The following is a 14805-nucleotide window of genomic DNA, read 5'->3' as shown; positions in this document are numbered from 1 at the left end:
TAGCGCACGGTAGTCAAGACAGATTCTGAGGAAATTAACACATGAGTGAGATAACTCACGATGGTGTAGAGCGCCAACCGCTCCACACATTCACTGAAAACGCCTATTTGAACTATTCCATGTACGTCATTATGGACAGGGCGCTGCCTTTTATCGGTGATGGCTTAAAGCCTGTTCAGCGCCGTATTGTCTATGCGATGTCAGAGCTTGGGCTAAATAACAGTGCAAAATTCAAAAAATCTGCCCGTACTGTTGGTGATGTACTGGGTAAATACCATCCACATGGAGATGGAGCCTGTTATGAAGCCATGGTCTTGATGGCGCAGCCTTTCTCTTACCGTTATCCACTGGTGGATGGCCAGGGGAACTGGGGGGCTCCAGATGATCCAAAATCTTTTGCAGCGATGCGTTATACCGAATCCCGCCTGTCTAAGTATGCAGAATTACTGCTGAGTGAACTTGGTCACGGTACTGTAGATTGGGTGCCAAACTTTGATGGTACGTTGCAGGAACCCAAAATGCTGCCTGCGCGCCTGCCGAATATCCTGCTAAACGGAACTACGGGTATTGCTGTTGGTATGGCGACTGATATACCTCCACACAATACGCGTGAAGTAGCAAATGCGCTGATTGCGATGTTGGATAAACCCGAATGTTCACTTGATGAAGTCATGGAGTATGTGAAGGGGCCGGATTATCCGACAGAAGCGGAAATCATCACTTCAAAAGAAGATATCCGTAAAATCTACAAAAATGGCCGTGGTTCAATACGTATGCGTGCCGTGTGGTCAAAAGAAGAGGGCAATGTTGTTATTACTGCTCTGCCACATCAAGTATCCGGTGCGAAAGTGTTGGAACAGATTGCAAGCCAGATGCGTTCGAAGAAACTGCCGATGGTAGATGATCTACGTGATGAGTCCGATCATGAAAATCCGATACGTCTGGTGATTGTGCCAAGAACGAATCGTGTGGATGTTGAGCAGGTCATGAATCATCTGTTTGCAACTACTGATCTGGAAAAAAGCTATCGTATTAACCTCAACATGATTGGTCTGGATAATCGTCCAAGTGTAAAAGGTTTGGTCGAAATCCTCAGTGAGTGGTTGGTTTTCCGGCGTGAAACGGTGCGTAACCGCCTGAATCATCGCCTAGAAAAAGTACTCAAGCGTCTGCATATTCTGGAAGGTTTGCTGACAGCGTATCTCAACATTGATGAAGTTATCCATATCATCCGTAGTGAAGATGAACCCAAACCAGTATTGATGCAGCGTTTTGGATTAACGGAAACACAGGCGGAAGCGATTCTGGAGCTGAAACTGCGTCATCTGGCGAAGCTGGAAGAAGTTAAAATCCGTGGTGAGCAGGATGGGCTGGCAAAAGAGCGGGATAAACTTCAGGCTATCCTTGGTTCTGAGCGTAAGCTGAATACCCTGCTGAAAAAAGAAATTATTGCGGATGCGGAAAACTATGGCGACGTGCGCCGTTCTCCGCTGAAAGAGCGTTCAGAAGCGAAAGCCATGAGTGATCACGATATCCTGCCATCTGAACCGATCACTGTTGTCATGTCTCAAATGGGTTGGGTACGTAGTGCGAAAGGGCATGAAATCGATCCTGCGGGTTTGAATTACAAATCCGGTGACAACTTCCGTAGTGCTGTTCGTGGTAAGAGTAATCAGTCAGTGGTCTTTATTGATAGTACAGGGCGTAGTTATTCCGTTGACCCATTGGACTTGCCATCTGCCAGAGGGCAGGGGGAACCTTTGACCGGCAAACTGGCATTACCGGCAGGGGCGTCTGTTGAACATCTGCTAATGGCGAAAGACGATCAGAGATTTTTGATGGCATCTGATGCAGGTTATGGCTTCATCTGTACTTTCAATGACCTGATTGCTAAAAACAGGGCCGGGAAAGCGCTGATTACGTTGCCACAGAATGCTAAGGTCATGCCACCATTGGAGATCACCAATGAACAGGATGATATGTTACTGGCGATCACGAAAGCCGGTCGTATGTTGATGTTCCCGGTCACAGATCTTCCACAGCTTTCAAAAGGTAAAGGTAACAAAATTGTTTCCATTACCGCCTCTCAGGCTGCTTCAGGAGAAGATATGTTGAGCTGGTTGCTGGTATTGTCTCCGAAATCCTCAATTACGCTTTATTTCGGTAAACGCAAATTGCAGCTTTACCCAGAGGATTTGCAGAAATTCCGGGCAGAGAGAGGACGCAAAGGAACTTCACTGCCACGCGGGTTACAGCGTGTTGAACGTGTAGAAGTGTTGAGTGTGTAATAAATAAGAACATCTTAAATAACCCTTAATAGCGGGTCAGTGTGGCGCTGTCCTGCCTTGCTACAGGAAACTGCAAGAGAAAACTATGTTAACCATTATTCGTGGGATCATTGTTATTTTGTTCACCATTTTGATCTGTATATTTGGTGGAATTTACTGTTTATTTAGTCCGCGTGATCCGCGCCATGTGATGACCTTTGGCCGGGCATTTGGCAAACTACACAAAATATTCGGTATCACATTGATAGAGCGCATTCCTGAAGATACTTCTCAATATAGTTCGAGCATCTATATTGGTAATCACCAGAATAACTACGACATGATAACGATGTCGAATGCCGTACAGCCACGCACGGTGACTGTTGGTAAGAAGAGTCTGCTCTTTATCCCTTTCTTTGGTCAGTTGTATTGGCTGACGGGGAATATCCTGATTGACAGGGAAAATCGGACAAAAGCGCACGGAACGATTTCACAAGTTGTGGATCAGATCAAAAAGAATCGAGTCTCTGTCTGGATGTTCCCGGAAGGTACTCGCAGCCGTGGGCGTGGTTTACTGCCGTTTAAAACTGGTGCTTTTCATGCGGCCATTGCGGCTGGTGTGCCGATTGTACCTGTTTGCGTCTCCTCAACCCATGACAGAATAAAACTCAATCGTTGGAATAATGGTGTTGTTATTGTTGAGATGTTGCCTCCCATTGATACGGCGAAATATACAAAAGAGCAGGTGCGTGAATTGGCTGAATATTGTCGCCAAATGATGCAAGCTAAGATTGAAGAGCTGGATAAAGAAGTAGACGAACTTAACAAACGTAGTCAGTTGAATTAAAACTAAATATTCTAGCATTACAGCCCCTTCCTTTCTGGTTTGGGGATGAATTCTGACTATAAATTTAAGATAGTTTTAGAATTTATCCCCTATTCGCGATATGATTGTTTTTTAATAAGTTAACGTTTTTATTAAATGCAATCGATAAAACGTAATTCGACAGAATAATAAATCCTAATATCCCCACATTGGGGAATTCATTCACTTACCACCGCGATGTCACTCGAAATTTATTGAGTGTGCATAAGCAATCAATTGGGGATGCTATTCTTTCTTGTCGTGGAGATTATTCCTGCCGTGGAGAAAATATGTCACTGAGTCGGCGCCAATTTATTCAGGCATCTGGTTTGGCAATGTGTTTAGGGGCGCTCCCTTTTGCGGTTCGAGCTAATAAAGATCAACAAACGGCATTGCCTGTTCCCCCTTTGCTGGAATCCCGTGGCGGACAGCCTCTGTTTTTGGCTCTACAGAAATCCAACTGGTCTTTTGATGGAAAAAATAAGGCTTCGGTATGGGGTATCAATGGGCTTTACTTGGGGCCGACTATTCGTGTCCGTAAAGGAGACAACGTTAAGCTGATATATAGCAACCGCTTGTCAGAGCCTGTTTCAATGACGGTGAGTGGGTTGCAAGTCCCCGGAACATTAACGGGTGGAGCAACACGTCTGATCTCCTCTAACGGAAACTGGTCCCCCGTCATTCCTATTGAGCAACCGGCAGCGACATGCTGGTATCATGCTAATACACCACACCGAATGGCGAGACAGGTTTATGCAGGACTAGCGGGAATGTGGTTGGTAGAAGATGCAAGCAGCCGTAACTTACCTTTGCCTAAACATTATGGAGTTGATGATTTCCCCGTTATTCTGCAAGACAAGCGATTGGACAATTTTGGTACTCCCCGGTATGACAAAGCCTCTGCCGCTCAGGGCTTTCTTGGTGATACATTAGTTGTTAATGGTGTGGAAGATCCTTTTATTGAAGTTGCCAAGGGCTGGATCAGACTGCGTTTATTGAATGCAGCCAATGCCCGCCGCTTCCAATTGCAACTCAGTGATGGTAGACCTTTTTATATGGTTGCGACCGATCAGGGCCTGCTGCCTGCGCCGGTTGCAGTGCAGACGCTTTTTCTTGCACCGGGAGAACGTCGTGAAGTGCTGGTGGATATGTCAAAAGTGGATAGTGTGGTTATTACCGCAGGTGAGTCTGCTGGCATGATTGATCGCCTGAAAGGGCTGTTTGAACCCTCCAACAAATTACGCTCAACGAACGTTCTGACAATTAAATCGGGGGGATTATTACCCCTGGTCACGGAAGCGTTACCCTCTCAACTTGTCATGGATATGGCGGAAATTAATACTTCGATTCGCAATCGCCAGATCGTTTTAGGGGATGAAACACAAGGGATCAATGGCGCATTATTGCATTCAGGTCGTATCGATATAACCAGCCACCAGGGGGCGTGGGAACGTTGGGTAGTCACTACCTCGGTTCCACAACCTTTCCATATTGAAGGTGCCAGATTTAAGGTCATCAACCACAACGGTGTGCGGCCAGAGCCCCAGGATTATGGCTGGAAAGATACTGTCTGGGTTGATGGCAGAACAGAATTGCTGGTAAATATGATGCAGCCATCGTATGAACATTACCCTTTTATGTATTACAGCCAGATATTGGAAATGGCAGATCATGGGGTGGCAGGGCAATTAGTTGTTAGTCCGGCGGGGAGGTAAGGTCTCTTATGAGACCTTTTTCATGGTCATTAGCATGTCTGATTTGAAGGAGAAATAAAGAAAGTGGGTATTGATAATAATCAGTAAATCGTATTATTCAAATCTTTCTTATGGAAATATCTTTGGTTTAGATAAATAAATACGGCTGTAACACTAATAGTACTTATCACTTACACGGCTAAGATGAATATCTATCAATAAATATTCCCTGCATCTATTTATTGAATTATACATTTAAATCATTAATATAATTTTTAATCCGAGTTGCCATTTTTTATATTTCATATTGCTTAACAATATGTTTAGAATACCCGCGGCAAAAACATATAGGTTCAATATCCACTAATAAAATAAATGATTAACTGTAAGGAGAAACTATTCATAATTATAGATAACCCTATAATTATATAATGATATATGAAAAACCATGGAAATAAAAATAGTTAATATTCTACAAATGAGAAATCATATTTTAACCACTCATTAATAATAGGAAAGAATTTTATGATCACAATAAATATAAATACAAACGGTGTTAATGGTATTACCATTACAAATAGTAATAATGAACCTACTCCAGTATCGACAACTTACGGTCCAAATACACCAGCATCAGAACCCCTTACAGTCAGTAATTATAGTGATATCACAATAGAACCACATTCTTCTGTGCAGGCAACAAGAATTGACACGCCTATTATTCCTGAAACACGTCCAGATTACTATGTAGCCAACTCCGGCCCTGCACCAACAGTTAGGGCTGTTTTTTATTGGTCTCATTCTTTCACATCAGAATGGTTCGAATCTTCCTCTATCACAGTGAAAGCAGGAGAGGATGGAATATTAAAAGCACCTGGTAATTCTTTATATTACAGCAAAGTCGTCATTTATAATGACACCGATAAACGGGCCTTTGTTACTGGATATAATAAATAATGATATAAAATCTATTTATAATCAATGGATTTTAACTTAAGAAATATTCAATTAAGCTATTGTTTAACTACAGATTAATTAAGGTATTAAGGTAAAATAATATTATGAATACCACACCTATTACTGTATCTGAAAATGAAACATCGCCTTTACTGACTGACGTAATGCCTATGGATCTTTATGCAGTATCCACCCCTGATTATGAATGGGATATGTCGTCAATCATAAAGGATGCTATTATTGGTGGCATAGGATTTATTCCAGGTCCGGGTCCGGCATTATCCTTCCTGTTAGGACTATTTTGGCCTCAGCAGAAAGACAATACTTGGGAGCAAATTCTCCAAAAAGTAGAGCAGATGATAGAGAATGCTGTTCTACAAACCATTAAAGGAATACTTAATGGAGAAATACAAGAGATCAAAGGGAAAATGGAACATGTAGAATCTATGCTGAAAAACTCGCCGGGTAGTCAGGAAAGTCATGATGCATATATGTTCCTGGCAAGATATCTGGTGAGTATAGATGAAAAATTCAAATCTTTTGATAATAGAACAAATTACCAGATTCTCCCAATGTATACTAATACTATTATGTTACAGATCCCTTATTGGAAAATGGGAATAGAGAAGAAAAAAGATATTGGGCTGACAGATATTGAAGTCAATGAATTAAAAGAACTTATCGACAAATTAGTAGGTAAGGCCAAGAACTATATTCATACGATGTATACTAATGAATATAACGATGCTATAAACACATCAACAGCAGGGAGTGTCACTAATAATTTATTATCTGTAAGGGGATATTGTTTATTACACGGTTTGGAGTGTATTGAGTTAATTGAGCATATACAGAATAATAGCCTTGAAAGTGGTTTCTATCCTAAAACTATCAGTTATTCGACAGTGTTTGATCGTCCGACTAATAAAATGAGAATTCAGGCTCTTACAGAAGACGATGCAATGCAGGAGCCTTTCAAGCCATCTTTAATTAATGGGAAATACAATAAAATACAATCCATAATTGGATATGTACAAAGAATTGGGAATGCACCTAGAGTTGGTGGTATTAAAATTACATTTACCAATGGCTCATCTTATACACTTGGTACGGTGACCTCAGAAACAAATTCAATTGAACTAAATGATAGTGTTATCGAGAGCTTGGAAGTATGGGGAAATGGTGCTGTTGATGAGGCATTATTTAAGTTGAGTGATGGGCGTTTATTGCGTATTGGTGAGCGTTACGCGAAAAAATACAGAAAATATGCTGTTGATCATCACTATATTGCGGGAATTTACTTGGCCAGCGATGAGCCTTCACTTGCTGGTCAAGCCGCAGGTATTGCCGTTTCATATCATATGATGGCCGACAAAAAATAATATTTGTTAATAGAATTAGAATCGTAGTTTGGTTGCAATTTACTGTTAGTTCCAGGTTGTTGTTTAGTTGCAAAGAGTCCCCTGGTCACATCGTTATTGATGTGACCAGGGGTAATCTTTCCTATTCTAAATAAAGGCTAATTTACTTTATTGTTGCGTTGTTGCGATACAACTTGAAATTTATTAGATGTATAGGCTAATTATTTGTTCTGAATAAATTGCTAATTTTATCGACTGTCACTACCCCTTTCCGTATAGTGTCCACAGTTTTTATACTACATGCCTGTAAGGTGACTTAATGAATATCAGCTTGATTGCTGCGATGGCTATGGATCGAGTTATTGGTATGGAAAATACCATGCCGTGGGCTTTGCCGGGCGATTTAGCCTGGTTTAAACGTAATACACTCGGAAAACCGATTGTAATGGGAAGGGTAACTTATGAATCGATTGGTCGCCCTTTACCGGGGCGTCTGAACATCATAATCAGCCGTCAGCCAGCCAGTGACGATCGTATAACTTGGGTAAGCTCAGTCGAAGAAGCATTGGCTGCGGCAGGTGATGTTGAGGAAGTGATGGTGGTAGGCGGAGGTAAAATTTATGAACAATTTATTCCTCTGGCTAACCGCATGTATCTGACACATATTGATGCAGAAGTGATTGGTGATACTCATTTCCCTGATTATGAACCAGATGAATGGAACTCGATCTTTACCGAATACCATGATGCAGATGAACATAACTCACATAGCTACTGTTTTGAGATTCTAGAACGGCGTAAGTGATCTTATTTGCCAATCAGATTTGAGATACGGAGTGTCAAAAGACACTCCGGCATTATCTAAATATCACGAGTCTAATCAATCTGAAGCTATAACCAAGGCTGGTTGGCTGAAATACTGCTTATCTTCCCAACGTAAAAGAGTCAGTTTGCCTCCCCAACAACAACCTGTATCCAAAGCATAGATACCGGCAGGCGTCCCCCGACCTTCGAGTGCCGCCCAGTGTCCGAACGCAATGGAATAATCCTCAGGGATATTGCGTGGTAATTCAAACCAGGGTTTCAGTGGAGCTGGCGCATTTTCAGGTTTAGATTTGCAAATCATATCTAGCTGGCCATTCGGGAAACAATAGCGCATTCGTGTTAATACGTTAGTACTGTAGCGCAACCGTGTTAATCCACTTAATTTGGGTGACCAGCTATTGGGCATATCACCATACATAGCGTTAAGAAACAGGGGATAACTGTCACTGCACAGAATCGCTTCCACTTCACGGGCACACATTTTGGCTGTATCCAGATCCCATTGCGGGGTCAGCCCTGCATGTGTCATGACCAGCTTAAGTTCATCATCGATCTGTAATACCGGCTGTTTTCTTAACCAATTAACTAACTCATCAATATCTGGAGCAGCAAGCAACTCATCCAATTGATCTTTGGATTTATTGCGGCTGATCTTGTTATACACAGCCAGCAAATGCAGATCATGATTGCCTAAAACCAGCTTAGCGGCGGAACCAAGCTGTTTAACATAGCGCAGAACAGCTAGTGAATCAGGGCCACGGGCGACTAAATCCCCCGTTAGCCATAACGTATCTTTGTCAGGATGAAAATCGACCTGTTGTAAGAGCGCAATCAGCTCACGATAACAGCCATGAATATCGCCGATAAGGTATGTAGCCATAGTTAATTTATCAGTGTTGGAATAGCCAATCGGAACACCGGAATAATCGCACGAAACGGTTGACCACTGTGATCAATCATCTCATAGTGACCTTCCATTGTCCCCAAAGGTGTTTCAAGAACAGTTCCGCTATTGTAGCGATATTCCGTTCCGGGTGGGATTATAGGTTGTTTTCCCACAACCCCTTCTCCCTGAACTTCTGTTTGGTGACCATTACTGTTGGTAATACGCCAGTAACGACTAATGAGTTGCACCGGGAAATGCCCAAGATTGCGAATTGATATTGTATAAGCAAACACAAAACGTTGCCGTTCCGGCTCTGATTGGCTTTCTACGTAAGTGCTTTGAACTTGAATATAAACTCTTGGTTCGTTGAGCATAGCTGCCTCCTGTTACTGCAACGGATGTTCGGTAATTAGACCGTTTCAGGTTGAGACGATAACCAGTTAGCCATCTTACAGTATTGTTCGACCGAAATATTTTCAGCTCGTGTGCTCGGATCGATTCCCAACTCAGATAGCTGTTCAACTGAAAATAGATCACTCAGGCTATTACGGATAGTTTTGCGTCGTTGATTAAATGCTTGGGTGGTGATCCGGGCTAACTTGCGAATATCCTGAACCGGATAAGGTATAAGCTTATGAGGGATTAACCGTACGATGGCTGAATCCACTTTTGGAGCCGGGGTAAATGCTGTAGGTGGTACTTCAAGAACAGGGATTACGTGGCAGTAATACTGCGCCATTACACTTAAACGCCCGTAGGCTTTACTGCCAGGCCCTGCAACAAGACGATTCACTACTTCTTTTTGCAACATAAAATTCATATCAGCAATAGCATCAGTATAGCTGAAAAGATGAAACATCAACGGAGTAGAGATGTTATAGGGCAAGTTACCAAATACACGCAGAGGCTGCCCTTGCGCTTTAGCAATCTGACCAAAATCAACGGTCATGGCATCCTGCTGAATAATAGTCAGCTTGTCTTTCAATTTGGGATGGACGTGTAAACGAGCCGCCAGATCACGGTCAAGTTCGACGACAGTCAATTTATCCATACGCTCACCGACCGGTTCGGTCAGGGCTCCCAGACCCGGCCCAATTTCTACCATAGCCTGCCCAGGCTGTGGATTCATAGCATCGACAATGCTATCAATAATAAACTGGTCGGTTAAGAAATTTTGCCCAAAGCGTTTACGGGCATGATGCCCTTGGTGGACTTTATTATTCATTACTGTTTTGTATCATTTTAATTGCTAAATTCAATGCGGTGATAAAACTTCCCACATCAGCTTGACCTGTCCCTGCCAGCTCCAATGCTGTGCCATGATCGACAGAAGTTCGAATGAATGGCAGCCCCAAAGTAATATTCACGGCCCTGCCAAAACCTTGGTATTTTAACACGGGCAGCCCCTGATCGTGATACATAGAAAGCACAGCATCAGCATGATCCAGATATTTTGCCTGAAACAGAGTATCGGCAGGCAATGGGCCTTCCAGCCAAATACCTTCTTCCCTTAAGCTGTCTAATGCCGGAATAATTACATCTATCTCTTCACGCCCCATATGTCCACCTTCACCAGCATGAGGATTTAAGCCACAAACATAAATATGAGGGCGCTGGATACCGAATTTGGTTTTCAGGTCATGGTTGAGGATAGTCACCACTTCCCGCAGAGAATCAAAGGTAATCGCTTTAGGAACGTCCAAAATGGGCAAATGTGTTGTCGCCAATGCTACCCGTAATTCTTCTGTCGCCAACATCATAACGACTTTTGAACATTGGCTAAGATCAGCAAAAAATTCAGTATGTCCGGTGAAGGCTATCCCTGCATCATTGATAACGCCTTTATGAACCGGGCCTGTCACCAGTGCTGAAAACTTGCCATTCAAGCAACCATCGCAGGCTTTTGCCAGTGTTTCTGTGACATAACTACCATTTTCTCGGTTTAATTCGCCAGCAATAGCCGGAGTATGGAGAGAAACGGGCAGAATGGTCAGTGTTCCGGCAGGCTGTGAGGAAGATGAGTGTTCAGGAGCATAAGGTTGTAATTGCAGTGGAAGATTCAGTTGCCTGGCACGAGAAAGCATAAGCTCAGGATCGGCGCACACAACCAGTTGGATAGGCCATTCAAATTGTGCAAGGGCAATAACTAAATCAGGACCAACCCCGGCTGGTTCGCCGGGGGTAATAATGATGGGTTTATTATTGTGCATCGCTGCCATCTAAAATTTTCACATAAGCGGAGGCGCGTAATTCCTGGAGCCAGGTTTGCGCTTCTTCATTAAATTTACGGTTGAACAGTAATCGGTAGGCACGATCTTTTTGTGCAACATCAGTTTTGTCTACTTTGCGGGTATCCAGCAATTGGATTAAATGCCAGCCGAAAGAAGAGTGAACGGGTTGACTGATTTCACCTTTCTGGAGTTTAACCAAAGCATCGCGAAAAGCAGGAGCATAAGTACTTGGTAAATTCCAGCCTAGTTCACCGCCACGCAGGGCAGAACCCGGATCTTCAGAATACTCTTTTGCTGCTTTTTCGAAGGTAGTTTTGCCGCTTAAGATCTCTTCCCGGATCTGTCTCAATTTATCGCGGGCCTGATCATCATTCATAACAGGTGATGTTTTTAGCAGGATATGACGAGCATTGACTTCAGTAACTGCAACGGATGCATTGCCGCCACGGATATCATTCACTTTCAGAATGTGAAAACCCACACCAGAACGGATTGGGCCAATCACCTGTCCTCTCTGAGCTGGCTGGAGTTTTTCAGCAAATAGTGATGGCAGCTCTTGTAATTTGTTCCAGCCCATATTGCCGCCTTTTAAGGCTTGTGTATCGCTGGAGTAGGTGATAGCCAGTTTACCGAAATCGCTGCCGCTCTTAAGTTCAGACAAAATTTTGTTTACAGTAGCTTCTGCTTTTTCGACCTGAGCAGGCGTCGGATTTTCTGGCAGAGGGATCAAAATTTGGCTGATATTCAATTCAGTATTCTGATTATCATGGCTACTGAGCTGATTAGCTATAGAATCAACTTCTTGTGGCAGGATAGAAACACGACGGCGTACTTCGTTATTACGTACTTCTGCAATCAACATCTCTTTGCGGATTTGATTGCGGTAGGTATCGAAATTCATACCGTCCGTAGCCAGACGTTGTTTCAGTTGAGCAACGCTCAGATGATTCTGCGCAGCAATATTTTCGATAGCAGAATCCACGTCCTTTTCAGGGACGGAAAGCTGCATCCGTGTTGCCATTTGCAGAATGATGTCATCCATAATCAGACGTTCAAGGATCTGGTGACGCAATGCTTTCCCATCTGGTATTTGTTGACCAGCTTGTTTTGCGTTGATTTTAACGGATTCTAAAAGGTTGTTGACGTCACTTTCCAGTACGACATCGTTATTAACAATGGCAGCAACCTTATTGAGTTCCTGCGGAGCTGCAATTGCGGCAGTGTTCATTGCAAACATCAACCCGAGAATAATCGTTCTCCAGTTCTTCATATGTTTCCCATCATATCAATCCCGCCATAAGACGGGGTTATTGTGTTTACATTGTGTTTAATTGGTATCAGAAAGCACGTTGATAAGGCAAAATACCTTGTTGCAGCATCTTCAGGCTACCTAAACTGTAATTATTGCTTAAGCCACGGAGTTCAACATTGAGTGACCATTTGTTGTCATATTCACTTTGGTTGTTCTTCCAGTTTACGATCTTACGTTCATAACCGACATTTACAGCCCAGCAACAGGTACTATATTGCATACCAACCATCTTGCTGGCAGGTTGCTTTTCTTTAGTATCGTAGTAATACGCTCCCACGAGCGCCCAACGATCACCTAACGGCCAACTTCCTACCATACCTACCTGAGAAATGCCCTGCTGGTATGCCGGAGCGCTCCTGAGGGTGGCCTGGATATAATCGCGATCAACAAAGCGATAGTTTAATTGTATCAGACGGTCAGCATCACGTCGGTATTCCACTACCGAATTACCCATTGCGACTTTGCTCAGGCGGGTATCGTACTGAACTCCACCTTTGAATCCCCATGATGAGCTGATTTTCCATTCAACATCACCAGCCCAGGTTGTAGGCCCTGTTCTTTTCTTAGTACCAACGGTACCTTGGCTGGCCTGAGTAGGCTCTATATCTTTAACTCGCGGAGCTTCAAAGTAATAGATTTGACCTACAGACAGACTAAAACGTTCAACTAAATCTTCATCATAGATGCGGGTAGTGATACCGCTTGTAAACTGGTTGGCTGATGAAATGCGATCCAGACCACTGTAGAAACGGTCACGGAACAAGCCAGTATAGTTGGCTTGCAGCAAAGAAGAATCATAGTTGTAAATGTGATTCTGGCTCTTATAAGGAACGTAGAGATACTGGACGCGAGGTTCCAGTGTCTGGGTATAAGCCGGATTAAAAGACATGGCGCGTTCAAACACCATCTTCGCATCCGATTTAAATTGTGGCAGAACGCGGCTTGCTGATTTTTCTAATTGAGAATTTTTTTGAGCAGCAGGAATATCTTGCTGGTAATAGGTTGCCATCAACTTAACTTCATTATTGAGGCTCGCCCAGTGATTGGAAAGCGGCAGATTAATGGATGGTTCCAGATGCCAGCGAATTGCATTTGGCTGATCTTTGCCTACGCTGGTAAATTTGGCAAATTGCGCATAAGTACGGAAATCAAATGGCCCCAAATCATTCTTATAATAATTCAGATCCAACTGAGGTGTCGCACGGTAAGCTTTTCTGCTATCACTGGCGGTAAAAATCTGAAATTGCTTGGTTGTTAAGGTTGCATTCCAGTTCTGTTGCGCATAACCAATACTGAATTTTTGTGTCGCATAGCCGTCAGTACTAGTACCGTATTGAGAATTGAAATCAGTAAAATAGTGAGGATCGCTGACCTTAGTATATTCGGCACTGAAACGCCAAACCTGGTTCATGACACCGCTGTGGTTCCAGTAAAATAACCAGCGGTTGTTGCTGTCCCGTTCAGGTCTGAGATTGAATTTTTTATCATCTGCGTACAGGCGGTCATTACCAATCCAATCCAATGCGACAGTTCCCGAACCTGCTTTGGTTAAGTAACGGAATTCATTATTAAACTTAAGCCCACGTTTGCTGATCAGATGTGGAGTAATGGTCGCATCATAATTAGGGGCAATGTTCCAGTAGTAGGGTAACAAGAACTGGATGCCGTTTTTATTGGAAAAACTGGCATTAGGGATCAAAAAACCAGAGCGGCGTTTATCACCAATCGGCAGTTGCAGGTAAGGGGTATAAAATACGGGGACATTGGCAACTCTGAATCGAGCATTCCAAATCTCAGCCACTTCTTCCTGACGATCCAGAATGACTTCTGAACCCACAACACTCCAGCTATCATTGCCCGGCAGACAGGAAGTGAATACTCCATTATTTAAAATGGTATAGCGGTTTTCATTGCGCAGCATCATCTTATCAGCGTTGCCACGTCCCTGACGGCCGACCATTTGGTACTTGCCTTGTTCCACGTCTGTGTCTTTGGTGGTTAAGTTAGACCAGGCTCGTGGTCCTTTCAGGATAATTTGGGGGTCATCATATCTGACATTCCCTGTGGCGGTAATAGTCCGTACCGGAACTGACTCTTCTGTTTGTTCGAACCTGACTCTGTCGGCTGTCAGCGTTTTGTTGCCTTGTTGGATATCTACATTGCCGACAAATTCAACCGCGGTGGGATATTCACCATGGGTATCATCAGACTGAATATGAATCGGGAGTTTATTAGGGTCCCCTGTAATAATGGGTTTGTCGTAAACAGGGACGCCCAGCATACACTGTGCTGCAAGGTCAGCGTGTGCTTGCTGACTGTAAAGTGCTGCCCATACCATAGTGGCTAGCAAAGTGGGGTAACTTTTATTCATAGATGCTTATGCGGTTCCATCATCAGTGGCATCACG

Annotated in this window: 12 protein-coding genes; 6 read left to right on the top strand and 6 right to left on the bottom strand. The window is 43.3% G+C overall.

The window, feature by feature from the left end; genetic code table 11:
- Positions 1-41: 41 nt before the first annotated feature.
- From parC to folA, 6 genes are all read left to right on the top strand, one after another.
- Positions 42-2288 carry a DNA topoisomerase IV subunit A gene (parC, locus tag Xind_RS02665; RefSeq protein WP_187649412.1) on the top strand — a complete coding sequence of 749 codons (2247 nt, stop codon included), beginning with the start codon at positions 42-44 and terminating at the stop codon, positions 2286-2288.
- Positions 2289-2373: 85 nt separating this feature from the next.
- A complete protein-coding gene (locus Xind_RS02660; RefSeq protein ID WP_187649411.1) occupies positions 2374-3114 on the top strand; it encodes a 1-acylglycerol-3-phosphate O-acyltransferase in 741 nt (246 codons plus the stop codon).
- Positions 3115-3422: 308 nt separating this feature from the next.
- Positions 3423-4847: a cell division protein FtsP gene (ftsP, locus tag Xind_RS02655; RefSeq protein ID WP_187649410.1), complete on the top strand. Its 1425-nt coding sequence runs from the start codon at positions 3423-3425 to the stop codon at positions 4845-4847.
- Between the two features lie 504 nt (positions 4848-5351).
- On the top strand, positions 5352-5783 hold the full coding sequence (locus Xind_RS02650) for a hypothetical protein (protein WP_047679321.1): 432 nt from the start codon (positions 5352-5354) through the stop codon (positions 5781-5783).
- Between the two features lie 104 nt (positions 5784-5887).
- Positions 5888-7165, top strand: a complete 1278-nt coding sequence (locus tag Xind_RS02645) for an insecticidal delta-endotoxin Cry8Ea1 family protein (protein WP_047679323.1) — start codon at positions 5888-5890, stop codon at positions 7163-7165.
- A gap of 298 nt (positions 7166-7463) precedes the next feature.
- Entirely contained in the window at positions 7464-7949 is a 486-nt protein-coding gene (gene folA, locus Xind_RS02640) for a type 3 dihydrofolate reductase (RefSeq protein WP_187649409.1), read from the top strand.
- 75 nt (positions 7950-8024) lie between these two features.
- Here the strand turns inward: folA and apaH are convergent, their stop codons facing one another.
- From apaH to lptD, 6 genes are all read right to left on the bottom strand, one after another.
- Positions 8025-8849 carry a bis(5'-nucleosyl)-tetraphosphatase (symmetrical) ApaH gene (apaH, locus tag Xind_RS02635; RefSeq protein WP_047679327.1) on the bottom strand — a complete coding sequence of 275 codons (825 nt, stop codon included), beginning with the start codon at positions 8847-8849 and terminating at the stop codon, positions 8025-8027.
- Positions 8850-8851: 2 nt separating this feature from the next.
- On the bottom strand, positions 8852-9229 hold the full coding sequence (apaG, locus tag Xind_RS02630) for a Co2+/Mg2+ efflux protein ApaG (RefSeq protein ID WP_187649408.1): 378 nt from the start codon (positions 9227-9229) through the stop codon (positions 8852-8854).
- A gap of 35 nt (positions 9230-9264) precedes the next feature.
- Positions 9265-10080, bottom strand: a complete 816-nt coding sequence (rsmA, locus tag Xind_RS02625; protein WP_047679331.1) for a 16S rRNA (adenine(1518)-N(6)/adenine(1519)-N(6))-dimethyltransferase RsmA — start codon at positions 10078-10080, stop codon at positions 9265-9267.
- On the bottom strand, positions 10073-11065 hold the full coding sequence (pdxA, locus tag Xind_RS02620) for a 4-hydroxythreonine-4-phosphate dehydrogenase PdxA (protein ID WP_187649459.1): 993 nt from the start codon (positions 11063-11065) through the stop codon (positions 10073-10075). Before pdxA ends, rsmA begins: the two co-directional genes overlap by 8 nt.
- On the bottom strand, positions 11055-12356 hold the full coding sequence (surA, locus tag Xind_RS02615; protein WP_047679335.1) for a peptidylprolyl isomerase SurA: 1302 nt from the start codon (positions 12354-12356) through the stop codon (positions 11055-11057). Before surA ends, pdxA begins: the two co-directional genes overlap by 11 nt.
- A 67-nt stretch (positions 12357-12423) precedes the next feature.
- Positions 12424-14769, bottom strand: coding sequence for an LPS assembly protein LptD (gene lptD / locus Xind_RS02610; protein ID WP_047679337.1), 2346 nt, complete (start codon positions 14767-14769; stop codon positions 12424-12426).
- Positions 14770-14805: the final 36 nt, after the last annotated feature.

Origin of the sequence: Xenorhabdus indica, assembly GCF_014467235.1 — a bacterium.
Classification (GTDB): Bacteria; Pseudomonadota; Gammaproteobacteria; order Enterobacterales; family Enterobacteriaceae; genus Xenorhabdus; species Xenorhabdus indica.
The sequence above is the reverse complement of the archived record's forward strand: the minus strand, read 5'-3'. Positions and strand labels throughout refer to the sequence as shown.